The following is a 22,163-nucleotide window of genomic DNA, read 5'->3' as shown; positions in this document are numbered from 1 at the left end:
GCCGCCCTGAAGCGTTCGCCCTCGAAATCCAACATTGACCATGATCGCAAGGTCGCATAATCTATGCCGCACCCGCCGTCCCAACCTTCAACTGTCTGTGGGACATTGCCCCTGTCGCCTTTGCGATCGACTCGTCGACAGCCTCGTTCGTCTGCGCGAACTGTCCAGTCAAGGCAATCGTGGCCACCGTCAATGCCAATGCCACGTCGATCAGCATCGAACCGCGCTGGAGCCGCTTCTTTCTTGCGAGGAAAAAGCGTGACAAACCATTCAACGACGGCTTCGCCTCGATATGATCAAAACACACAGTACCGTTCATGGCTTTCCTTCGCGATATTCAGGCGGAACTACGAATTCTTATCTCGATTGCTCTTATCTGCCAGCTTCTTGGCAGGAAGTATAGCCTAAAGTATTGAAAACGTGACGATGTTGCTGTCGCCGCTACATTGCACATTCCCCGGCGTAAACGGCAGTTGTGGTGACTTCGCGATAAACGAGTTCACGGTCACGACCGCCGACACCCCCTGCATCCCGGCAATCAACGGAAGGCACGCACTGTCCGGTAGGCCGTTGAGCCTGTATTGCAGCGCATCGTTCGGACTATGAACCATCGTTGGCGACACGGTGATATAACCGCCGCCAACGGAGACGGTCTCACCGCCACCCGCCCTTGTGAACGAGCCGAGCCCTTTGAAAACCCCCGCCTGGACAAGCGTCTGTGTCGAGACAGTTCCGTATTGGCCAGAAAAGTTTCCCTTCACGCGACCGGTCAACGAAACAAGGTCGTTGTGCAGATCCGAAACCGTCTGCCCATCCGAAGAGCTCGCGTACGCTGCGTACAGGCCGCATAGAAGAAGCAACACAATTAGCAGGTAAAGTCCGTACTCTTGAAGTACGCCACCTCGTTGCCGCCATGCAGCCCTTAGACACCGCTTCGCTACACGCAACTTTTCCCCCAACGATCGTCGAGTCACGTTACCCCGGCCCTGAATCCTCGCGGGCAGTTCGCGCACAGCTTTCGCTTCTCAGTCCCGCTTGCGCCCCGAAGGCTGTCATTTAAAAGGGCGCCCTAACACTGGCGCCCCCTCTTCGCGCAACCGAACCATCCGACCGATTAGGTCATCAGATAGACGACCTTGTTCGCATCATTCGTGCAAACCATGTTCGCCGGGTTGAAGCTTACGGTCGGCGACTTGATGACGGTGCCGTTGATCGAGATCTGCGAGGCAGCGCGCTGGATAGCCGAGAGAATCGGCTGACAGGCCGAATCCGGAAGATTCGTGATCGAATACTGGACGGAGTCGCCCGCAACGTTCAGCGTTCCAGACGTCACAACGAGTTGACCGCCGCCCGGCGAGACCGTCACGTTGCCGCCCGTATCCTGCATCGAGGTCAAATTCTTGAAGAAGCCGCCCGTGTCCAGCGCAGCATTGGTCACATTCGCATATTGGCCGGAATAGCTCGACTTCACCTTCCCGGCAAGCGTCGTCAGATCGCTACCGAGTTGGTTCGTCTGCTCGCCGACGCTGTTCGAGCTGAAATATGAGTAGATGCCAATGATGGCGATCAGGGCCACCAACAAGTAAAGACCATACTCGAGCAACACGCTCCCCCTCTGCCCACGCTCGTTCAGATCCTTCATCTGCCCCGACCAGGCCGCGTTGCCGCGGCGCTTCTTGCCCAAAACGATCTCGCCCGATTTCATGATTCTCCTCATCGAAAGAAAGGCTAAAAACTGAATTCACTCTACGGCGCCCTCGACGCCGCTCGCCACCCCATAGGCCCACGGTGCACCCTCTCAACAGAACCTACGACCTCCTCAGTAAAACATATCGCTGCAATGACAGACATTCGGAAACAACGCCTATGCGTAAGGTGTTTTGCCTTAAATCCCGCGCACCCAGCGAATTGTCAGCCACGCATCATCATTTGCAGCTGGATGATCTGCTTGAACTCATCGGACATCCGGAAAGTGCCGAAATAAAACGCCATCATGGCGAGAATGACTCCGACCACGACTGTGTACCGAAGCACGGTCGCTTTCCTCTGCATCTCGATCGGAGCCGTCCTACGGACGATCGCCCCGACCTTCGCAAGCATCGTCGACATGTCGTTATATTCCGCAATGTCGACAATACGGTAGTAGGCGTTGTCGTTGACGATCCCCGTGTTGAACGCCTCGCCCTTGGCATTAGGCTCGTGTTCGAAATTGTCCAGAATCCGTAGGATGTGCATCCTCAGCCACGGGTAGGACTCGGGCTCCATCTTCTCGAGAGCGTCCGGAACGGTTTGCACTTGCGTACCGACCTTCGCCGTAGCGGCGCCTAAGGCTGACAAAAAGCCAGCGCCGCGAAAGTCGCGGTAGAACTGGTACGGCAGGACGTTTCGATCGAGCCAGGGTCTCGCCCGGCCAACGTAGTTCGGGAACGACCATTGGATCCATGAAAACGCCGCGATCTCTAGACCCAAAACTGCCCATCCCCAACCTCTAACAAATTCGCCGACGTGATAAAAGGCCCTGCCTACTGGGCCCCAGTGGTCGGGCGCGATCATCCCGCCGATCGACTTGACTAGCCGCGGCATCAACACGAACGCTTCCACCCCCAAGAACACATGGAAAATCAGTACTGCAGCTACGGCCGTCAGCAGAGTCGTACGCGCCACACGCTTCGCATCCTCCATTCCGAGAATGTTTTCCGACAGCTGCTGCAGGCCGACCTTCAAATCCCCCGCTCGCTCAGAAAACGATAAGACTGTGAGATCCTCCGACGGCACAGTACCAATCATCGCGTCCGAGAAGGTCGCCACGTCCTCGTCCATCCTCTGAAGCCAATGGGCAGCAAGCTTCCCCTCCGGCTGGCTTGCATGGCGGTCGACGTACGGCTCGAGCAACTCACGGATGTTCTTACCCGGTTGCGCCTCCATCATGCCGGCGAGGTCGCCGTAGAACTCCCCCCGCTTATGCTTGAACTCCCAGATCGCAAGAAACAGCCCCTTCCCCGCGGTGGGATTGTCGTGGCTCGGCGAACCACCGAACGGCAAGCGTCCCAGTAACGATTTCATCTCTTCGTCCCATTGAAATAGGCTTGATTCAGCGCGGAGCTGACGCAGTACCAAATCGCTCGCTATGCTCAGTTGCGTACTTTCCAAGCCCGAAACGCTTCTGTTCGTTCTCGTATTGCTCAAACGTACCGAACTTCTCCTCGATCTCAAACGGCGACACTTGCCCTTGCGAGCACCGATACATCGCCACTTCCATAGCCGACTTCCCAAGCGAATCTTCCTCGGAGAATTTCGACGTCCGGAGCTTGTTGACGTATTTGATGAGATCGATGTTCTTGTGAGCGCGGATCATCTCGAGCATGTACGTGTCAAGCTCGAGCATTTCGGCGACCACCTTCCGGCCGGCAATGCCGTTGAGTTCAACCAAACCCGGCTTGCTGCACTTCGGGCAACCGGCCTTGTTCGTCAGATAGATCCCGTCGACGTCAAGATCAAACAGGCGCTCGATACGCTTGAGATACGCGGCATCTGCGTGGAGTCGAGCCGGAAAATCCTTGCAGCACTCGCAGTTGATTGGCACAAGCGCCTGATACACGAGCAGGTTCATGAAGCCCGGAGTAGCCATCACTTCGCGCGGAATACCCAGTTCGTTCGAACAAAAGCGATCAATACTGCCCAGATGCGACGGCGCGTGAACGGTCGTGAAGCCGAGGTGGCCGGATTCAACGATGTCCCGGAACATCGATGCACTATCGAGATCTCGACACTCGCCGATGAGCACCGCGCTCGGGTCCATCCGCTTAAGCTGCCGCTTCCACGCGATGAACGAGTCTTCTTCGGTATCGGTCAGCGAGCGGGACACGTTGAACTGGCGAACGCCCGGGATCAGGTATTCAACTGGATCTTCGACCGAGTACTTCGCCATCGTCATCGGCAAGCTGGCCATGTTGGTCTGCATGGTGGTGGACTTGCCCGAACCCACGATCCCCGCCACCGAAATACCGCCCTTGTGGCGACTGATCGCGTTCGTCCACATCTTGCATTGTTGCGGGAAGTAGCCCAATTCCCCCAGCGACTTGATGCTCTGCATGTCGTCCTGGAAGAGCACACGCAACACAACGATGCTGCCCAGCGCGGTACGACCCGAAGCCCATCGGAACAGGAGATCCCGGCCTTTAATGCGGAGCTGGAGCTGGCATTGCTGCGGCATGTTCTCGTTATACGAGTTCTGCGAGCCATTTTGCGACTTGTTGTTGTACAAGTACGCAACCATATCCAGCAGCGTATCCGTTTCGATAAGAAACTCAGGGGGATGAACCAGTTTGCCGTGGATTCGAAACTGAACTTGTGACTGCCTTTGCCGCCGATTCATGTCGATATGGATGTCCGACGCCTCGTTCGCAATCGCAAACTCCGCCATCAGTTCGAACTGACGGTAGAGCACGTTTGCGTTCTTCTGCTCGAGCGAAATGCTTTGCTTTTTCCGACGACGGTTTTCCATGACCCGGTCTCGAGCTAGGTCGATCAGGATCTGGTCGGACGCGACGTGATAGCCGTCCTGTGTGAAATCCCATTTGAGCGAGAGATGCTTGATTAGCTCTTCGACGTAGTCGTCAGCAACGAAATCGGCAGTGCAGATGACCGCAAATTTTCCGCGCTTGTTCCCTTCCGCGCCGGGCGCGGTCACCTCAACAGGACAAACCTTTTGCCGGATCGACGGCGGCATGCGGACGAGATCGTCGTCATACATCTTTCGCGTGAACAGTGGCAGGGAATCAGCGCTCGTGATCACATCAACGTCGTCGCTCGACGGAGTTCGCTCGACAACCCCTGCCGCGGGCTCCGAATCAGTCGAGGGCAAAGCTGGAGCCGGCGACGAGAGCGGAAAGCTGGGCGCTGCACCGGTTCCCGGAGGCACCCAGCTCGACTGCCCATTGGCGCGACCAGCCTCGCGCTGCGAGATCGCCGGCTCTTCTCTACCAAGCAATTTGCCGAGCATTATCGTACCCCCGCAGTAGCAGTTGGGCGTGCACCAAGCATCGGCGACAAGCCAGGCGGCATCGAAGTCTGAGGCATCCCGACCGTGTTCCGTGGCTGAGTCTGGGCCGCGCTCGCGCCGTCGTCGCCGTCAAAGCCCGAGTCAACCAAGGAGTCAAAGTGCTTGATTGCGCCCTTGCCAGAGCGGAGATCCACACCGTCCGCGTTGATCGCGACGACAGTCCAGCCCTTGATCTTCTTGCCGACCGATACCTGATATACAGCGTTGTTCCACATCAAATACCCGGAAAGATTGGGCACCACACCGAATCGTGCGAAAAGACCATCCGGATGCTTCGGCTTCTCGTCGGCCGGAGCGGGCACCGCGGGCAAAGGCGCCGCCGGTCCCGCCATGGCCGCACCACCCGGGAGTGGTCCGCCGCCGGCCGAACTCTTGTCGTCGTTGGTCATTTGATGTAGCGTTCGCGTCGCCTCCGCATCGATCAAATCACCGACGCTCGGCGTCTCTGCACGCGTGACCCCGAACGTCATCAAAAGAACCAACCCCGCAAATGCTTGCACACGCTTCATCTCTTATCCTTTGACCAACACTTGGCCCTTGACCGTTGCCTTGAACATGGAGTTATCGATCGACGATTGCGGATCCGACTGCACCTGAACGTTGATACCTGAGACAAGCGCGTACGGAGGGAACTTCGCCAGCAACTGGAAATTCCGCATTGGGCCGTCCATCGTCCACGCGGCCGCGCGATATGTGTTGTGCAGCGCGCTCGGATCAATTCCATCTGCGCCAAAAAGAGTGAACGCCGACAACGTGTATTTCCCCGTCACCTGATAGCTTTGCAACTGCGATTGAAAGTTGTACGTCACGTCACTTGCCGCAGGAGCGCTATCCATGTACTGCGCAACACGGCCTACTCGGCCAACAGGCGACTGAGTCTGGATATGGACCACGTCTTGATCGAGACGAAAGGACTGTGCCCACTGCGGAGGCAGTGCTGCAATGAACGTCTTGTAAGTCGCCTGCACGAGGGCGCGCTTGTAATCCAGCGCGCAGAACATCGCCCCGGACGGGGTGAACGAACACGACACAGCCGAGAGATTCCAGCCGCCGATGTCCCACGGCAAAGCGCGAAACCACGCGTACCACGGACCCAGTTCGGTAGCTGGCAGCACGGGTTTCGTTCGGACCTCCTTGATCGCGTCGTCGTATAGCTTCTGCGGATCAGGCATCTGTTGCTGATGATGCTCACGCCACTTCTTCATGGCCACCGGCGCTCCGACTTTTGCTATCAAAAAGCACGCCAAGACGATTCCCGCTGCGATGCCCATCTTTCGGAGCGGAACCTGCGACTTCGGCCTATGCAGAGCACAGTATTCGGCAACGTTGTCAGCAAGGATGCCGATCGGCGTCGGGTAGATGCCGTCCAGAGCTCTGATGTCGCCTATCAGATCGAACGGCTCGTTTCGGACCAACTCACGATACTCTGCGATCTTCTGGCTAAGGACCTCTCCGGAAATCCCAACCAGGTCGAAGCGGTCCTTGGGCTTGCCCTTGTGGATACCGACGAGAATGAACGTCCCTGCGCCGCCCGGCTGGTTCAACACCATCAGGACGTTCTTCTTGAGCCCGTCAATGCGCGTGAGAATCCTAGCTGCGGCGTAGACAGGCTGATTAAGGCTTGCCGCATCCTTCTCGCTCAGATCTGCTGCCGGCAACAGACCCACCTGAAAGGATTCAGCATCCGTCCATATCAGCGCCGACTTGTCGGCCCGTGCCCGTGAGACCGCCATCGACTCGGGATTACCTCCGCCGACGAGGCTTTTCCACGAAAGCCCGAACGCAATCTTCTTGCCGTTGACATCGATGATCATGAATCAGCGTCCTGTACCGCGGCCGAGAGAATGATGATGGTGGTCGTTCGCTGACCTTGCGCCGTCTCCGATCCGCCGGCGATAAGCGGCACACTCGGGCCCATCGAGCGTCTGTCGTACTGGTTCTGCTTCTGCTCGAAACCGGTGAGAATCAGCGTGCCACCGTTGTGAACAATGGCATCGATGGTCGCCCCCTCACCGTTTGTGTTCGGCAACTGCACTGACTGTGCACTCGACCCCGAGCCCGACGTGAAGGTCTGCAAGGATAGGAGCGTCGATTGATCGATGGAGATCGTCAGATCGATCGAATTGCGTGGCGTAACGCTCGGATAAAGCATCAGCTTGAAGCCGACCTGATCCTGCGATGTCGTGATACCAGGGACACCGCCCGTCCCGCCCGAAGTCGCCGTCGCGGGCGTAGTCGCGGAAACGTACGAAAACGTCGATCGCACGTTGTAATACAGCCCATGGCGGTTCTGGATGGACAGTGGTATTTCCGTCGTTGTCGACACCCGTCCGATTTCCGCCAGTGCCTGGATGATTGCGCTGGTTCCCTTGAAAGCACCGCTCGTGATGTTTAGGCCGATCTGTCCGGCGTTGTCGACACCGCTTTGGCCAATGAGCGAAACTGGCGAGATCGATGACAACTGAAAGCCCGGAATACTCTCCAGCGCCTTCGTCATCACGGCGTTCCAGTTGACACCTGCCTGGCCGTTGTCGTTCGTTGTTACTTGGATCATCTGCAGACGGACCAACACCATCTTCGACAAGACGTTGGTCTCGAACTTCATGATGCTATCGGCCTTGTCGACCGCGTCTTTCGTATCGGTCAGCGTGATCGAACCGATCGCCGGGTCGGCCGATATTGCGCCCGCTCGAGTCATAATCGTCTGTATCGACGACTTGATCGCGTTGATCTCACTGATGTTCTGCGCTTCGCTCTTGACAGGCGTGTCCTGTTGCTGGCCCTGCGTGTTCAGCGCGTTCGAATTGTTCGTCTGACTCGTCGAGCCGGAGAACGCCGTGGTGTACGACATCGATCCAGGCTTGATCGGAAGCAGCCACGTCTTCGTAACCATACGATAGAAGCGGATGACACCCTTCTGGTCGTCATACTCCCAGTTTATGCCGAGTCGCGTTGCGATCAGATCAAGCGTCCGCGATAGCGGCATCTGCCCCGGCTCGAACTGGACGTCCATCGGCGTCTCGATAGCCGCCGCGCCGGAGTATCCCTGCACGCCGCTCAGTCCATCCGAAGCGCCCGGGATCGGTGGGAGCACGCCACCCCTTGCTGCACCGGCCGCCATGGCACCAGGAGCTGAGCCACTCTGGCCGAGCACCGTATTTTTTGTATCCTCGCTTACCTGACTACGAGGCAGGAGCGCGGTCGCAGGCAGGTACACGTCGTTGTCGATTTTCACCGGAATACCGGTCGCCAGCGTAATCCGCTCCGCGGCAACCGGCAGCGAAACCCGACGCCCCGGAAACATGATGTCAGTCTTGACATTCGCCTGGAGCGCCGGCGGAAGAGTCACGTCACGACTCAAAGCGACCGTCTTGCCCGCGAGGAACGGCGCATCGACCATCTCGTCGCGCTCACGAACCTTTCGACCATTGGTAATCTGATCGATCAGTTGCTGTCGGCCGCTCTCCTGCGCCGTCGTCGCATCCTGGACCGCACCCTTCGTTTGACGCTCGAGCGTTGGCGAAACGCAGCCGGACAGCGTCAAGGCAGCCACGAGCGGGAGAAGGACAAATGTCTTGAAATTACGGGTCATCGGTCTACCTTGAATAACGTCTGTCTCGTCGAACAGTGGGAGGCTTACGAGGTCGGTGCGACGCTGAAGCCCCTCTGGGGGTGACCCATCGGACGCGTCCAACCTACCTCTTCGTAGTTGCCAGTAAAACATGCGCCAATCCATCGAACTATCGAGAAACAGCGCCTATGGCGGCCACCTTTCACGCAAGAACAGAGACGTCGTCGGCCCGTAAAAAAAAGGCGCCCTGCGGCGCCTTCTGGCAGCTTCATGCTGCGGAATAGGGATTCACTGTTTTCTGCATGGCGTCGTCAGCGGCACGACTCGCACCCAGTTATTAGAGTAGTAGCATCCATGCACCGGAGTTTCACCGCCTTCTGTCGCGCGCAGCGTTGATCGAACCGCGGTCACGAAATCGGTGTCGTGCCACGTGTACTCACCAGCAACGTTGATATCCCCTTCGACAGCCCATTCCGAGTTCCACCCCGCCTCTTTTGCCCAGCGGGCGATCATCTGCCGGAAGTTGACATCACTGGTCCGGACAGCGAAGTCACGGCCACTCGACGCGCCGGTGTCAGCCTCAGAGCCCCCGACCACAACGCTAGTAACCGCGGTGCCGCTGCCCGCAGCGGGCGTTGCAGCGGCTACGGCCGGCGAGGCAGGAGCCGTGACTGCCGGCGCAGTCATAGAAGCCACGAACGCCTGGTTCTTGTGTGCTTGAGCCGAAGCGAACGGCACAACTAAAGCGAGCGCCACAACGGCCCCGAGCCGCATTAAAGTCAGTTTCTTCATTTGGTCGTAGTCCCGGCTGAGGGTTGAAGCGCGACCACGTAGCGGCTGTCGCCCACGTGTGTCAGATCCAGTGTCTTGCCGTCCAAGGTGAGTGCCATCTTCTCCCGCACGGGCACCGTGAATGTCGTCGCATCCTGCCAATTCACGGAGATGTCTGAGTCGTCGACGCGATCGACGACATACATCGTTTTAGGAGAAGCCAGCAGCTTCACCGTCAACAGAGCATTCGCCTCGCTAAGAGTCTTGATTCCAGCTTTGGCGTTGATTTGGACTAGGCCGCTGAGGTCCGGCTCCGCGTAGATCATCCTCGCGTCCTTGTCGACGCCGAGATTGCACGCGGCAGCGCCCGCCTTGCCCAGATCGGCCAACTTGGCATCAAAATTCGGTTCACGGTCAACCGCCGGCACAACGATCTTCTTGTCTGCGACACCGACGCCCCACGTCAGCTGATAGTGCTCTTTCTCGGCGAACACAGCCAAGGTTGCACGAAGCGAGATTCCACCGTTCGCTATAGAGTGATCTCCATCGGACCGCTCCCCGTAGCCAGCGAGTGCAGCAAGACGACGAGCCCCTTCCTCGCGTGAGATCGCTCCCGACTGAACATCCGCCTGGATCGCGTCTGCTTTGAATGCGGGGGAATCCGGCGATGCGTAGTTCACTGCGACTTGCGCCGGCTTGCTGTAGACGCGGATCTCCGCGTCAAGCCCATCCGCGCCCGACGTATCTGCCGTCACATTGATCACATTCGAGGGGACGCCATTCTTCACGAGCCAGTCGCGCACTGCGCCAGCACGCTTCACAGCAAGCGTTTCCATCATGCTGTCATCGTCACGTCCCATGATGACCACCCGACTTGCGCGCTTTGCACTCGAAAGAATCTCCGAGGCCGCGGCACGCTTTGGCACCAACAGGGTCGAGCTGCCGCGCTTGAACTGCACGTCGAACTTGTCTTCTGTCGGAAGCTCAGTCGCCCACGACGCGTTGTCGCCCACTACCGGTGTTGCGTAGCTGTTCGCCTGAATCGTCTGACGCAAGTACACCGGGCGGTTCCGCTGCGTCACCGCGTAAAGGCCCTCCGCGTCGACGTTCGATGCTGGCACCGTCCCCGGTTCGTTCACGTGAGACATATCAACGACGTGCGGTTTCGCACCGTTGTATTCTGCGACGCCTGTTTCCTGGCCGCGTTGGAACACGAAGCGATTCGCTACAAACGGCACGGTGTAGTAAATGCCCTCCTGATTCGGCTCCAGCAGCCTGCGCGCTCCGCCATCGTCGAGTTGGATCACCGGAGCGGTTTTCCCCACAGGGAACTGGAAGTAGGTCTTCGTGCCGTCGTCGAACACTTGACTTGGTCGAACACCCGCTCCACCTGTCGCTCGATACGCGAAGTCGTAGCTGCGATCAGATGCTGCCGGCAGCGGCGCCGTGGCACACGCGGTCACGGCAAGACCCGAAAGAGCGACAGCGATGATGCGCAGTTGGGCAAAAGATTTCAAACTGAGTTTCACGGTCTCACCTATGGTATGGCGGCAGCACGAGGTCTTTCCCGATAACGATGCTCACGGGTGACCCGGGCGGAACAGTAATCGTCGGCGGGACGTTGTTGTAGCGGTTCAATACCGTTTGCGACGTCTGAACCATGATCTGACCTGCGGCGTTTATCGGTGAGCTCCCCCCGGCATAGACGTTGCCGTTCCCGCTATTACTCGGCGTAGTCGCATATGCGATCGCCGCAGGAATAATCGCGGTCGCGAAGATCTGCAGGATATGGTTGTTCACGTCGCCACTTAGACCCGTTGCACCACCCGAATCCGCTCCCTGCGAACCCGGCGCATCCACGCAAATGCCATCGGGCCGACAAATCCGTCCCACGGCAGCCTCGATTCGGGACTGACCGAGCCGGACATCCCCGTTATTCCCCCCGCTGATCGTAGAGCCAGCCGGGATCATGATCTGCGTTCCGGTCACCGAGTCGTACACATCGCTAACGACCCGCATTTCGATGGGGCCAGAGAGGTCGCTATCGATCATGCGCGTCGTCACCGCTTGAATGAGCGTGTTGCTCCGCACGTAGTACTTCGCCGGCGGCGCATAGGCCGTCTGTGCTGAATGGTCAGACAGCTTGGAGTTATAGTCGGACAGCCACTGTGCATTCGCCGTGGCGCCGGCACCGGGGGCGTTGCCACCTTGTGCGCCCGGCATGTTCTTCAGAATGCTGCTCATGTCTGATGCGCTTGCGAGTTCACTGCGCTGCAAATCGGTCATCTGCGGCGGCACGTAGCCCGGCGGCGTATTTGACTGAGCACTTGCCGGCTGAGCGGAATTCGACTTCACTAAGACTGGCGAGTTTCTGATCATGGATTCCCGGTCGGGGTCAGCCACGCTCCGCCCCCCGCCAACGCCTTTGCTCGCCATCGCCGGCGGTAACGGCGGCAACGCGCCCGACGGAGGCAATCCCACCGTCGACGAAGCGGCTGGCGTCTCGGCCGGCGCTACTCCCATGCGGCCACTATTCGCCGATTGGGCAGCGAGTAGTTCTTGCTGCTTCTTCACGGCATCCGCTTTCTGCTTCGCTTCCTGAACCTTCTCAAGCTGTACGTTCTGTTCGGCCGCTTGCTTGTCCTTGTCGATAGACGACGGATCCGCCGCCGGGCCAAGCTCGGCAGCGTGTGGCGGTGTTGGATTGAACTGATGGCGGTTCACGCTCTTTCCGCCAAACTTGATATAAGCCGCAACGAGGACGACACCAGCAAGAAGCAGCACGATCTTCCAGTGCATGTTCTTCTTGGGCAGGCCTCCGTCGTTGGATTCCGGATCAATGATCGACTTGTTGGTCATTGAGTGACCTTATTGTTCGTGATCTCGACTTCTTCCTTGCCGATCTTCAGCAGGAATTTGTGCATGACCTTCGTGACCTTCAGATACTTCCCGTCAACGACTGGATCGAGGGCCGCATAACGGTTATCTGGCGTGACCCAGAACACCGCCGGCCAATCCTGGATATTCGCCGGCATCTGAATCCAGGTGAAGGTGCCGTTATCGATCACCTGCACCGGCTTGAACGGCGCATTGCCGCTGATCCGATAGTCGAAGTTCAACTGCTCAACATCGACTCCGCGAGTCAGCGGATCGCTCGTTGCGGGGCCGACGCCAGATGCCGCTGCCGTCGCAGCCGTCGAAAGTGGTTGCAACATCGACGTGCCCGGGTATCCCCACGTAACACGCTGGTACCACTTGCCGACGTCCGATTCCGTCGAGCGCAGCATGAGTTGATACGTTCTGTGGTCCGTCACGACCGTCCCGGAAGTAACGACGTCGTCGTACTTCGGGCGAATAAAGATGTGCCCGGGAACGCTTGTTTCGCAATCCCACGAGAAGGAATCGCCGAGGGCCACGCCCTTCACAACCTCGCCGGCCTCCAGCTGAATATCGGTGACTGCCTTCGGGCGCGTGAGGATCTGATAGGTATTGTTCGGATCGAAATCGAAGCGAACGAGTCGGGTATCGCCCGGCAGTGGTGTTGCGATCAATTCCGCATGCGCGAACAGGGGACCCGCGAGGAACAGAATCCCGGCGAGAATTCTCACAAAGAACGACATCATTAAAAGTCCTCGACGCGGGCGAAGTGGGTGATATAGAGGCCGACCGGGTTGCTGGCAATCTCCTCCTCGGTCTTCGGAGGGGAAATCGCATAGTGGACCGTGATCCGATATTGTTTCGTATCCGGATCGCCCGTACCGCCGCCGGCCACAGTCGTCAAGAAGATGAAGCCGACGCCGTTCTCGCCCGGGTCGACGCTCTTAACGTGCACGACACGCGTGTATTGGGCATTGAGCGCCAGTTTGCCGAAGGGATTGTCGTCCTTCATCATCTGGGCAAACTCGCCGACGGCCGCACCTCGACAGAGCGCCTGAGCCGCCTTCAGATCTTTCTGCGACGTGTACTGGTCAATGGTGAGTGCTTTTTCCGCCCAATGCCGCAGGAAGTAGGAACGCATGTTGCGATTCGGCGTGAATTGCACAGCAGAAACAGCGCCACCATTAGCAATCGCACCATCGGCCTGTGCCTGTACCATCCATGGCACGATCGTCTTCAGAGGCAGCAGACGATAGAAGTCCGCCGCCATAACGATCAGCCCAAAGCCCATCACCACCGCGATGATGAACCACCGCGCCGCGTTTGCCTGACTTGTGCCGATGATTTCGAAGAATTCGCGCTTGGCTTTGTCGTATGCCGTAATCGGCCCAGCGTTCCCCGCCATTAGTACGTCGACTGGCTTTTCCTTCCGATTGAATCGCATGCTCCCCACTCCGAGATTTCTTAGTAGGAAGTAAAACATGGGGGCTTACGGGTCAACCATGCGAAAACAATGCCTAAGAAGGGGCTCTTTCCCCGAGCGGACCGTATCTACCCGAACGCGTCCGCGATGTCCCTCACCCGCAGGCCCAAAAATAGGAAAGGGCAGGCCTTGTCAAACAAGGACTGCCCCGACTCTGCGATATCTCGATCAGTTCCGAGAGATGGTTTCCCGCGCCTCAACGATGTCGTCTACCGTAAGGCTGGCCTCCTCACCGTCCAACATCCGCACGGCGCACTGATTTACTGCCTCTTGAAGGATGGCATCGACGTTCGCGATCGACTGCCCCTTTAGGGCGTCCACCACACGCACCACAAAGCTGTTCATCGGCTCGATGCCTCGCTTTTCCAGCCAGCCAGAAACGTACTTCTCGACGCCCGCCTCATCGGGCAGATCGAAGCGCACCTTCTCCGTAAAGCGGCCTCCGCGCATCGCTGCCTCGTCGATATCGTCAATAAAGTTCGTGCCGGCGACGAAGACGACATCTGGAGTTTTGCCGGCGGCTCCGTCCATCGAGACCAGAATCTTGTTGGTTAGAGCCGTGACGTTGGACATCTGACGATTCCGGAGGATGTCGTCTGCCTCGTCGAGAAAGACGATTACCGGGCGAATATCCTTCGCTTCGCGCATGAGCTTGTCCCACGATGATGGGTCAGCCATAAGCGCACTCCCGGTCGTCTGGAGGAATGCCCAGCCCGTTTCCTTTGCCAAAGCCCGGGCTGCCTCGGTCTTGCCCGTCCCCGGAGGGCCATAGAAGACGATGCCGGTCGGCGCCTTGCCTCCCAACTCCTCGATCTGACCAACTTTCAGCATCCGAGTAGCGATGGCCCTCAAACGCTTGCTCGACGCCGCCGGGAGGATGATCTCGTCCAGCCGCTTCGTGTTCTCCGGTATTTTCCCGGCACGGCCTTGAAGAGCTCGCATCGCCGCCATCAGATCGTCGAACTCGAAGCAGTTCCGGTTCGTCGTGCGCTTCATCTCCCGCATTTGCTCACCGACCGACTGAATGCGCTTGCTGGAGTACCCGACCCACCGCTTGGCTGCGCGCTCGACTGCGCTGGGCGAAATCTCGGCGTACGGCACGTGACGCTTCAGCGCCGCGCGCAGAAGAGCGAGGCGCGCCGGTTCATCCGGTGTCGGCACCTCGATTTTGAAATCGAATCGTCCTTCACGCGCACCCGCGCCGTCGATCTTCTCCAGATAGTTCGTTGCCGCAACCACCACGACTCGATGCGCACGAATATCAACCAGCTCAGTCAGTAGCGCCGTCGTCATCTTCCCCTCCTCGCCGCCGGAGTCGGCCATCCCAGCACGATCGGCGAGCAGGCTCTCTGCTTCGTCGATGAAGAGCATGCAGGGGGCGTGCGCCTTGGCGTCAGCAAACGCCTGAACAATGCTCTCCGTCGTCTGGTTCTTCCAACGGCTGGCGACATCGCTGTTGCGCAGCTTGATCAGCGGAAGCTTGAATTCGCCCGCAAGACACTCGGCAAATTCCGTCTTACCGTTCCCCGGCTCACCGTGCAGGAGAATGCCGTTGCGCGGCTCCTCGCCCTCAACCCGCTTCGCCAGAATGTCCGACACTGCGGCACGAAGACGATCTTTCAGATCCTCCATGCCCACGAGCGAGTCGAGGGTCTTACGCGGCGTCGAAACCGGAAGATGCGGAAGCGGCGCCGAGCCAGTTTCTTGCGTATTGTTCACGGCGAGCGCGCGTTCGCGACCATCGGCCACCTCCGGGAACTTCCGGGCCAGCCACGGGTAACCCGCGAGGATTGGCAGAAAGCCAGCGAAGCCCCAGAACTCTCCAACGCCTGCCTGTCCCGAGCGCAGCGCCAGCCAACTGAACGCAAAAACGGTGATTGCAAGGTAGGCGACCGAGCGGAATCGGATAGCCGCGAGTCCCAAGATCGCAATGACAATCGACGCCACCCGGCCGTAAAGAACGACGTCATGCGCTGATTGATTCGACGTGAGCAGCTGCCACGTTTCCCAGGCCCATGCGATCAGCGACAGCGCCGCAAATGCCAGCAGCGCAATCACAGCAACGCCAAGGAGCGTATCGAGAGGGTTCGAGCGCCGGTAATAGCCGTTCATCACTCGCCTCCATTCACGGACGAATGCGTCAAGCCGACGTGTGCTTGAGTGCCGCTCGACGGACCGTCCACATTCAGACTGGTGTTGTAGTACCAGCCATAGCAGGCGAGCGCGGCAAAAAGAATGGTACGGTAGAGCGTGGTCATGTTTCCGATCTCCTTACCCCCTAATGTACGTGAAGGAGATCCGGAAACAAGCCCCCGCGGCTGCTAGGTGAAAAGACGGTAGACGAAGGGCACGGCTTCCAAAGCGACCCAGAGGAGCAACCCACCGACACCTACAACGAACACAAGCGGTTGCTCAATGAGCGTCCGTGCGAGCGTCACGCCGATCGCACTGGGGACGGACTCGCGCACCATAGCGTGCAACTCCGTTTCTCGCGCGTCCCACTCCTCCTCAGTATCGGGCCCAGCGCGAAGCATGTGAAGCGTATCCACAAACGCTTCCTTGAACGACCTCTTCGCCTGGCCGTCGCGACCTTCAGCGTCGGTGGTGCTCATAAGCCTCCTTTCACTTTCCTATCAATAGAACGACGTGTTAAGGCCTGGATGAGCCGCCACTGCGGGCCTGGGCCATGGTTGCCCGAACTCCGCCGCTAGAAGCCATCGTATTCCTCGCCCCCCCGCCACCACCGCCGCCGCCTCGTACCCCGCCACCGCCGCCCCGAATGCGGTTGAGCGCAGCCTGTCCAGCCGACTTGGCGCCTTGGCCAACTGCACGCGCGCCTTTGCCTGCGAGTCCGGCAGAGCGCCCGGCAGCAAGTCCGAGCCCACGGTGCGGCCCCCAGTTTTTCACGCTGGTCCATGCGCTGAAGCCCATACCAACTCGGGAGCCACCTCCGAGCAGTCCCATCGCAATACCGTTAATCTCTGACATCATGTACGCGATCACCAAAGCGAGTACGACTAGGACCACGTACAGGATGACGTTCGTCGCCGTCGCCCCCTGGGCAACCGTCGTCATAGTGGTCATCAAGGTATTGGTCATCTTGATCATGATCGCACCGACGATCTGCATCATGCCGGCGCCGATCATGTACTTCAACCACCCATCGAACAGGAAGGTGGTGTACGGCATGAGAAGCCACGGCACCATCACGGGCGCAACCGCCAGACCGATGTACACCTTCATCTGCGACAAGATGTAATTCCCTGCCCATAGCGCCGCGGCACCCGCCACAATCACCGTTGTCGCCAACTTCAGAATCACAATTGCGAGACCAGCGAGGATCGACCCAAGGTCGAAATCGCCAATCGTATGAAACAGCGACGAGAACCAGTTGCTCCCGCTGGAGCTCGAAGACGTCGAACTACCTCCGGAGCTAGTCCAAAGGCTCGAGATAGCGGTGAAGAAACTCTTGACCCCCCCCGACAGGTTCGTACCAGCGCCAAACTGGTTCGCAATGGTCGTGAAAGTTTGGGTAAGGGCGTTCTGTGAACTCGAGTTCAGGCACGCCATCACGATCCCAAGCATAAGGATCTGGATGATGATCTGCGCGAACACCTCCCCCAGTGACTCCCCTTTCAGCATTCCCGTGATTGCCGTCCACACGAACATCACGCTAAAGAGCGCCCACTCGAGCTCGGTACCATCCGCGGCCAGCGTACCGCTCATGCTACTAAAGTTCGACTGAATCGTGCTTTCCAGTTGATTCAGATCCGACGTCACCTGCGAGACGAAACCCGAGTCGGCCGCGGATATCGAGATTCCCGACGAGCCCGAGCTCTGCGCGAAAGCCGAGAGCGAGAAAAGCATGCACGCAATAAACGCCACGACCGAAAGCAGGTCCAATATTCGCGCCCGATCGGTCAGACGTTTCCAGGAAAATTGCATACTCACACTTAACATACCGGCTTCCTTAGATGCACTTCACGCAACGGCTGATCCGCTGTAACTCGCAGTCGGGAGTACTATTTCAATCCGTTGACCAGCGAGGTCATGTTTCCGTTGTCGGTGCTGATGGTCTGGTCAATCGACTGGAGCGCGTCATTGTTCCGCTGTTTAGCAATAGCTTTGTTCATGTCGTCCATCGCCTTCGCGCTGCCGTTCGTCGCCTGCAGTTGCTGCATCAACTGGGCGTTCTGCATGACCACGCGATTCATCTGCTGGTTCATCAGTTGCATCGACTCGTGGATACCCGACGTCGTCGGGATCTGGGACTGCCACTGCTGCGCCATCGCGTAGTCCTGCTGGATGGAGCTAAGCGTATTCGCCTCATTCTGTGCTCGAATCTGCGCAGCTCCGATACCGTTCTGGATATCCTGCTTCTGCTTCGCCATGTATTGATCCCACGTCATGTTGCTCAGCTGGGCGGCCGAGAACTGCGTCGAGATCTGATTCGACATACCTGACAGGTTGCCGTACAGCGAATTCAGCGAATAAATGTAGCCATTGATATTGTTTAGATTGACGTTGCTAACGTTTTTCAACGTGTTCAACGCCTCCGGCCCAATCGATGCGAGTTGCTTAACTTCGTTTTCGTACTGCAGGAGTTGGGTGGAGTACTGCTGGGCCTCCTTGAGTACCGACTGGACCGCCTGAGCCGCGGTCGTCAGGTTTTGAGCATAGTTCGTCGGGTCGAAGACGATGTACTGCGCAAACGACGCCTTCGAAGCGAGCATAAGCAGCACTGCACCAATAATCTTTTTCATCGCTCTTTCCTCTCGTGTCGTAGGATAACTACTGCAGACCGTTGATCAACGACTGCCCACTCTGGTTGTCCTGTTGAATGGCGCCGTTAAATACGCTCCGCGCCGCTGCATCTTGATTCCTTCTGCCCAGTTCGTCGGCCTCGTCATTCGCCTTCATAACTCCGTTCTTTTCGGCCAGCATTTTGATGATCTGTGAGTTTTGCATGAGGACCCGGTTCATCTGGGCGTCCAGCAGTTGCACGTCCTCGTTAGTTCCCATGGTTGCCGGAATACGCGCCTGCCACTGCGCCGCCAACGCATAATCGTTCTGCACCGATTGCAGCGTGGCCGCCTCGTTTTGCGCGCGAATCTGAGCTGACTGAACCTTCGCTTTGATCGCGGCTTGCTGAGAGGCCAGATACTGCGACCACGTCTGCCCAGAGAGCTGCGCCTCCGTAAAGCGGTTATTCAACGCCGCCGAGACATTATTCAGGTCCCCGACGACGTTCTGCAGGCTGGAAACGTAGTTGTTCACCGCCGTCAGGTTTGTGACGGACACTCCACCTAATGCCGCAAGCTGCTGCGGATTAATGGCCGCCAGTTGCTTGACCTGCATCTCGTACTGCTGGAGCTGCAACGCATATCTTTGCCCTTCCACGACCACCTTTTGTGCGGTCTGTGCGGCTTTGATGATGTTCTGCGAGAAGTTGGTCGGGTCAAACACCAACCCGCCGGTAAACACCGGCATACCGCCGGCGTAGCACGAACTTGAGAATGCAATGGCCAACAGCACTGCGATGGCTTTATTCATTCTTTGCAACCTCCCCCAGACGCACCATTTCCTCGATGTACTGCTCTTCCCAGTCCGGCACCAACTTGGCGCGAAACTCCTTGTACTTCTGGATCGCGAGATGATCCGACCGCAGACACGCGAGCATCTCCGGCGGGAAGCGGACGTTCGCCATACGCGACATCCCTTCCGGATTGACGAAGTAGTACTGCACCTTGCGCGTCGCAGTCCGGATCCGCTCAATCTGCTCATCGTTCAGCTGGAACTTGTCGCGGTAGAGCTCCAAGTGGGCCATCACACTCGGGTTCGGCAAGAAGATCCGGTTCTGGATGTTGTCGATGATCGTGGTGAAGATGTCGCTGTCGGCGATTTCTTTCAACGATTGCGTAGTCATACCGACTATTGCGTTTTTCTTGGCGAGAGTGCGCAGCCAGTTGTCAAAGCGCTCACGGAGCTTTTTGTTTTTCAACAAATACCAAACCTCCTCGAGATAGATCAAGGTCGGCTTGATGCCGTGCTCCGGATCGAGGACCAGCATCTCGTCGATGCAAAAGAACGCGTAGTCGACGAAAACTGGTGCCAGAATTTCGTCCTCGAGCAATCCACCCATTTCAACGTCGGTGAATGACGACAGCTTAAAGTCGTCTTCGGAGCTATCGAAATGCGGGTACGTACCGCCGTCCTCGAGCCAAGGCTGCAATTCCTTGTACAACGCGGGCGAAATCGCCCTCATAAAGTCCGCCAGATTCGCGAGCCGCCAATTCTCCGGCGGTTGCTCAGCCAACATGTTGAGCGCCTTGTTCATGTCGAGTTCGTCTTCGGTCTTCCACTCGTATTGCCGAAGCGTCACGATCAGTTGTAGCCAGCGCATCAGCCATCCGCGCTTCGTCGGATCGTTCACGACGCGAAGAGGATTCATGCGAGGCGCCTTTCCCGTGCTCGGGTTCATATCGATATGCTTCGCGCCCTGAAGACCAGATGCGACGTAGCACGAATAGTCCTTATCGAAAATCAGGACATTGCACGGGTGATACTTAAAGAACTGCGAAATCAGGAAATTGAGTAACGTTGTCTTACCCGACCGCGACGGGCCCACCACGAAGAAGTGCGGCAAATCCCCTTGGTGGAAGTTGTAGTTGAATGGCACGTTGTGCTCGGTGGGCAAAAGCGCCAGCGCCGGTATAGGCCGCTGCAATTGGCCCGACAGGTGTGAATTGCGGCGATCGCCCGTCCGGATCGCGCGAAGCTGTGCGAGATCCGCGAGATTCCCAACATTGATGAAGCCCCATCGAACGATGTTGGCCCACTGTCCTGGCAACGTTGCCGTAAATGCCGATAGCGCATACATCCGCTCTCGAACAACCTTCGCACCAACAGAGGTGCGCATAGTGCTGCCGACGTCCTTCAGCGTCTGCTCCATCTCTTCTTCGGTGTCGCCGTAGCAGAGAATGGTCATGTTGTAGTGCCCGTAAGCACGGTCGAGCGCAGTAAGATCTTCCAGCGCGGACGAGGCATCCTCGGCCAGTGCTAGTTTGCCGGCGTCGATCTTGTCCGACTCCGTTTTCGTCAACTGCTCCACCATGTGCGTTGTCCAACGCTTGGTACTCGCCATGAAGTGGTCCTGCGTGGCCTGTATGTACTTTTTCGCCCGTTCGTTTCCCCAAAATTCGAAACACTGGCTGACCGTGATTTCCCCGTCGATTTGCAGCAGCGGATCGGTCACCCCAGGCGCGATGACATTCGGCCAATTCTTCACGCTCATGGCGCCGACGTAGCGCGTCACGTCGCCCTCGAACTCAAGATGCTTCTTTCTCCGGCGAAGCGTCGAATCTGGCAAGTACGTATTGAGGTACACCGGAATATCCGGAATCGCCACTCGATGATGATCGTTCGGCGGGCTTACGCGCTGATGCATGAATGTCATCAGTTCGTTGCTCTGGAGGCGGCGGAAGCCGAGCGAATTCACGGTCGTCTCGAATTCTTCGAGAATTTGGCGAAAGTGAGTTTCGTGCGCGTCGAACTGCTCGAACGCGAGCGCCGCGTTTTTCTTCGCGGAAGTGGCTGAAAACAAAATCGCACTCAAGGCTTTAAACATGCCAACCTTGTGCCGATCCATGTGATTGGTCAGCTTATCGAAAAATCCGCCTGAACCACCCAGATTGCGATAGACCACCGCAAAGTAGTGTCTGTTTTCGTACTGCCTCTGACCGAACAGATGCTGCTTCCACAACAAATCGAGGAACTTGCCAATCGTCGACGGGAAGTCAGCGTCAGGGTAGTACTCCGTCCTGCGACGGTCCATGATGGACCACACCAGAATATGTTCGTCGAACCCCTTGAGCGCTCGCTCGAAGTTTTCGACGAATCCGTCCGTTTCGATCGGGAGACGGCCCTCGGCATCAATACCCGCCACCTCGTACACGACCATCATCGACCCGTCGAGGTTGAACACCATATCTGCGGCGTTCATACCCATCCACGGCACGAGTTCCGAAAAGCTCTTAACCGATTTCAGGTACGACCCGAGGACTGTCTTAATACTCAACATAGGATGTCACGCCCAAAGCCATGAGGCCGTTTCACTTTCGACTTCCGATCGATCCGTACCCAAGGGTCATAGACGTCGGACTGCCGGCTGTACTGCGTGTAGATCAGGAAGATGCTTTCGTCACGCTTTGTCAGCCACACCAGAAACAGGTGTACCGCCACGCAAAACGGGAGGTACAGCCAGATCCGCCACACTCCCAACATCGCGATAGCGATCGCCAGGTGGACTTTTGCGAGACGCTCTTCCACCCCGGCGATCGTCTTGATGCGCATCAGGGAAGAGTGGATTACTGTCGTTCGAGGTTCGTAATCCATCTCAT

General features: G+C 57.8%; 21 protein-coding genes. All 21 read right to left on the bottom strand.

Annotated elements, in window-relative coordinates; translation table 11 throughout:
* Positions 1–61 precede the first annotated feature (61 nt).
* Positions 62–319, bottom strand: a complete 258-nt coding sequence (locus tag HV711_RS29365) for a hypothetical protein (RefSeq protein ID WP_175145485.1) — start codon at positions 317–319, stop codon at positions 62–64.
* Between the two features lie 85 nt (positions 320–404).
* Entirely contained in the window at positions 405–761 is a 357-nt protein-coding gene (locus HV711_RS29360; protein ID WP_175145483.1) for a type 4 pilus major pilin, read from the bottom strand.
* Between the two features lie 353 nt (positions 762–1,114).
* Positions 1,115–1,705, bottom strand: a complete 591-nt coding sequence (locus HV711_RS29355) for a type 4 pilus major pilin (protein WP_244142767.1) — start codon at positions 1,703–1,705, stop codon at positions 1,115–1,117.
* A gap of 206 nt (positions 1,706–1,911) precedes the next feature.
* Entirely contained in the window at positions 1,912–3,063 is a 1,152-nt protein-coding gene (locus tag HV711_RS29350) for a hypothetical protein (RefSeq protein WP_035482140.1), read from the bottom strand.
* Between the two features lie 28 nt (positions 3,064–3,091).
* Positions 3,092–5,002 (bottom strand): GspE/PulE family protein, encoded by a 1,911-nt coding sequence (locus HV711_RS29345; RefSeq protein WP_244142766.1) that lies wholly within the window; start codon positions 5,000–5,002, stop codon positions 3,092–3,094.
* Positions 5,002–5,571, bottom strand: coding sequence for a hypothetical protein (locus HV711_RS29340; RefSeq protein ID WP_035482089.1), 570 nt, complete (start codon positions 5,569–5,571; stop codon positions 5,002–5,004). The genes HV711_RS29345 and HV711_RS29340 overlap by 1 nt, the downstream gene beginning before the upstream one ends.
* 3 nt (positions 5,572–5,574) lie before the next feature.
* Positions 5,575–6,876 carry a type IV pilus inner membrane component PilO gene (locus tag HV711_RS29335; RefSeq protein ID WP_035482091.1) on the bottom strand — a complete coding sequence of 434 codons (1,302 nt, stop codon included), beginning with the start codon at positions 6,874–6,876 and terminating at the stop codon, positions 5,575–5,577.
* Positions 6,873–8,654 carry a type II secretion system protein GspD gene (locus HV711_RS29330; protein ID WP_035482093.1) on the bottom strand — a complete coding sequence of 594 codons (1,782 nt, stop codon included), beginning with the start codon at positions 8,652–8,654 and terminating at the stop codon, positions 6,873–6,875. Before HV711_RS29330 ends, HV711_RS29335 begins: the two co-directional genes overlap by 4 nt.
* A gap of 267 nt (positions 8,655–8,921) precedes the next feature.
* On the bottom strand, positions 8,922–9,425 hold the full coding sequence (locus HV711_RS29325; protein ID WP_035482094.1) for a TcpQ domain-containing protein: 504 nt from the start codon (positions 9,423–9,425) through the stop codon (positions 8,922–8,924).
* Complete coding sequence (locus HV711_RS29320) at positions 9,422–10,933, bottom strand: TrbG/VirB9 family P-type conjugative transfer protein (RefSeq protein WP_051224382.1); 1,512 nt, start codon at positions 10,931–10,933, stop codon at positions 9,422–9,424. The genes HV711_RS29325 and HV711_RS29320 overlap by 4 nt, the downstream gene beginning before the upstream one ends.
* A 4-nt stretch (positions 10,934–10,937) precedes the next feature.
* Positions 10,938–12,263, bottom strand: coding sequence for a TraB/TrbI/VirB10 family type IV secretion system protein (locus HV711_RS29315; protein ID WP_035482095.1), 1,326 nt, complete (start codon positions 12,261–12,263; stop codon positions 10,938–10,940).
* Positions 12,260–13,027 carry a TrbG/VirB9 family P-type conjugative transfer protein gene (locus tag HV711_RS29310; protein WP_035482096.1) on the bottom strand — a complete coding sequence of 256 codons (768 nt, stop codon included), beginning with the start codon at positions 13,025–13,027 and terminating at the stop codon, positions 12,260–12,262. The genes HV711_RS29315 and HV711_RS29310 overlap by 4 nt, the downstream gene beginning before the upstream one ends.
* Positions 13,027–13,725 carry a VirB8 family type IV secretion system protein gene (locus HV711_RS29305; protein WP_035482097.1) on the bottom strand — a complete coding sequence of 233 codons (699 nt, stop codon included), beginning with the start codon at positions 13,723–13,725 and terminating at the stop codon, positions 13,027–13,029. Before HV711_RS29305 ends, HV711_RS29310 begins: the two co-directional genes overlap by 1 nt.
* A gap of 207 nt (positions 13,726–13,932) precedes the next feature.
* On the bottom strand, positions 13,933–15,876 hold the full coding sequence (locus HV711_RS29300) for an ATP-binding protein (RefSeq protein ID WP_035482099.1): 1,944 nt from the start codon (positions 15,874–15,876) through the stop codon (positions 13,933–13,935).
* On the bottom strand, positions 15,876–16,022 hold the full coding sequence (locus tag HV711_RS29295; protein WP_175145481.1) for a hypothetical protein: 147 nt from the start codon (positions 16,020–16,022) through the stop codon (positions 15,876–15,878). Before HV711_RS29295 ends, HV711_RS29300 begins: the two co-directional genes overlap by 1 nt.
* 63 nt (positions 16,023–16,085) lie before the next feature.
* On the bottom strand, positions 16,086–16,376 hold the full coding sequence (locus HV711_RS29290; protein ID WP_035482101.1) for a hypothetical protein: 291 nt from the start codon (positions 16,374–16,376) through the stop codon (positions 16,086–16,088).
* A gap of 37 nt (positions 16,377–16,413) precedes the next feature.
* Positions 16,414–17,709: a type IV secretion system protein gene (locus HV711_RS29285; protein ID WP_051224387.1), complete on the bottom strand. Its 1,296-nt coding sequence runs from the start codon at positions 17,707–17,709 to the stop codon at positions 16,414–16,416.
* Positions 17,710–17,786: 77 nt separating this feature from the next.
* Positions 17,787–18,527, bottom strand: a complete 741-nt coding sequence (locus HV711_RS29280) for a conjugal transfer protein (RefSeq protein ID WP_035482102.1) — start codon at positions 18,525–18,527, stop codon at positions 17,787–17,789.
* A 28-nt stretch (positions 18,528–18,555) separates the two neighbouring features.
* Positions 18,556–19,317: a conjugal transfer protein gene (locus tag HV711_RS29275; protein ID WP_035482105.1), complete on the bottom strand. Its 762-nt coding sequence runs from the start codon at positions 19,315–19,317 to the stop codon at positions 18,556–18,558.
* Complete coding sequence (locus HV711_RS29270) at positions 19,310–21,766, bottom strand: VirB4 family type IV secretion system protein (RefSeq protein WP_244142764.1); 2,457 nt, start codon at positions 21,764–21,766, stop codon at positions 19,310–19,312. Before HV711_RS29270 ends, HV711_RS29275 begins: the two co-directional genes overlap by 8 nt.
* Positions 21,767–21,837: 71 nt before the next feature.
* Positions 21,838–22,158 (bottom strand): VirB3 family type IV secretion system protein, encoded by a 321-nt coding sequence (locus HV711_RS29265; protein WP_035482110.1) that lies wholly within the window; start codon positions 22,156–22,158, stop codon positions 21,838–21,840.
* Positions 22,159–22,163: the final 5 nt, after the last annotated feature.

The sequence above is a fragment of the Paraburkholderia phenoliruptrix genome (assembly GCF_902859825.1).
GTDB lineage: Bacteria > Pseudomonadota > Gammaproteobacteria > Burkholderiales > Burkholderiaceae > Paraburkholderia > Paraburkholderia phenoliruptrix.
The sequence above is the reverse complement of the archived record's forward strand: the minus strand, read 5'-3'. Positions and strand labels throughout refer to the sequence as shown.

Coding starts and splice junctions, on each gene's coding strand:
- HV711_RS29290 (WP_035482101.1), bottom strand. CDS start 16,376: ATGAGCACCACCGACGCTGAAGGTCGCGACGGCCAGGCGAAGAGGTCG.
- HV711_RS29340 (WP_035482089.1), bottom strand. CDS start 5,571: ATGAAGCGTGTGCAAGCATTTGCGGGGTTGGTTCTTTTGATGACGTTC.
- HV711_RS29285 (WP_051224387.1), bottom strand. CDS start 17,709: ATGCAATTTTCCTGGAAACGTCTGACCGATCGGGCGCGAATATTGGAC.
- HV711_RS29345 (WP_244142766.1), bottom strand. CDS start 5,002: ATGCTCGGCAAATTGCTTGGTAGAGAAGAGCCGGCGATCTCGCAGCGC.
- HV711_RS29300 (WP_035482099.1), bottom strand. CDS start 15,876: ATGAACGGCTATTACCGGCGCTCGAACCCTCTCGATACGCTCCTTGGC.
- HV711_RS29275 (WP_035482105.1), bottom strand. CDS start 19,317: ATGAATAAAGCCATCGCAGTGCTGTTGGCCATTGCATTCTCAAGTTCG.
- HV711_RS29315 (WP_035482095.1), bottom strand. CDS start 12,263: ATGACCAACAAGTCGATCATTGATCCGGAATCCAACGACGGAGGCCTG.
- HV711_RS29325 (WP_035482094.1), bottom strand. CDS start 9,425: ATGAAGAAACTGACTTTAATGCGGCTCGGGGCCGTTGTGGCGCTCGCT.
- HV711_RS29335 (WP_035482091.1), bottom strand. CDS start 6,876: ATGATCATCGATGTCAACGGCAAGAAGATTGCGTTCGGGCTTTCGTGG.
- HV711_RS29330 (WP_035482093.1), bottom strand. CDS start 8,654: ATGACCCGTAATTTCAAGACATTTGTCCTTCTCCCGCTCGTGGCTGCC.
- HV711_RS29295 (WP_175145481.1), bottom strand. CDS start 16,022: ATGACCACGCTCTACCGTACCATTCTTTTTGCCGCGCTCGCCTGCTAT.
- HV711_RS29280 (WP_035482102.1), bottom strand. CDS start 18,527: ATGAAAAAGATTATTGGTGCAGTGCTGCTTATGCTCGCTTCGAAGGCG.
- HV711_RS29355 (WP_244142767.1), bottom strand. CDS start 1,705: ATGAAATCGGGCGAGATCGTTTTGGGCAAGAAGCGCCGCGGCAACGCG.
- HV711_RS29350 (WP_035482140.1), bottom strand. CDS start 3,063: ATGAAATCGTTACTGGGACGCTTGCCGTTCGGTGGTTCGCCGAGCCAC.
- HV711_RS29310 (WP_035482096.1), bottom strand. CDS start 13,027: ATGATGTCGTTCTTTGTGAGAATTCTCGCCGGGATTCTGTTCCTCGCG.
- HV711_RS29305 (WP_035482097.1), bottom strand. CDS start 13,725: ATGCGATTCAATCGGAAGGAAAAGCCAGTCGACGTACTAATGGCGGGG.
- HV711_RS29365 (WP_175145485.1), bottom strand. CDS start 319: ATGAACGGTACTGTGTGTTTTGATCATATCGAGGCGAAGCCGTCGTTG.
- HV711_RS29270 (WP_244142764.1), bottom strand. CDS start 21,766: ATGAACGCCGCAGATATGGTGTTCAACCTCGACGGGTCGATGATGGTC.
- HV711_RS29265 (WP_035482110.1), bottom strand. CDS start 22,158: ATGGATTACGAACCTCGAACGACAGTAATCCACTCTTCCCTGATGCGC.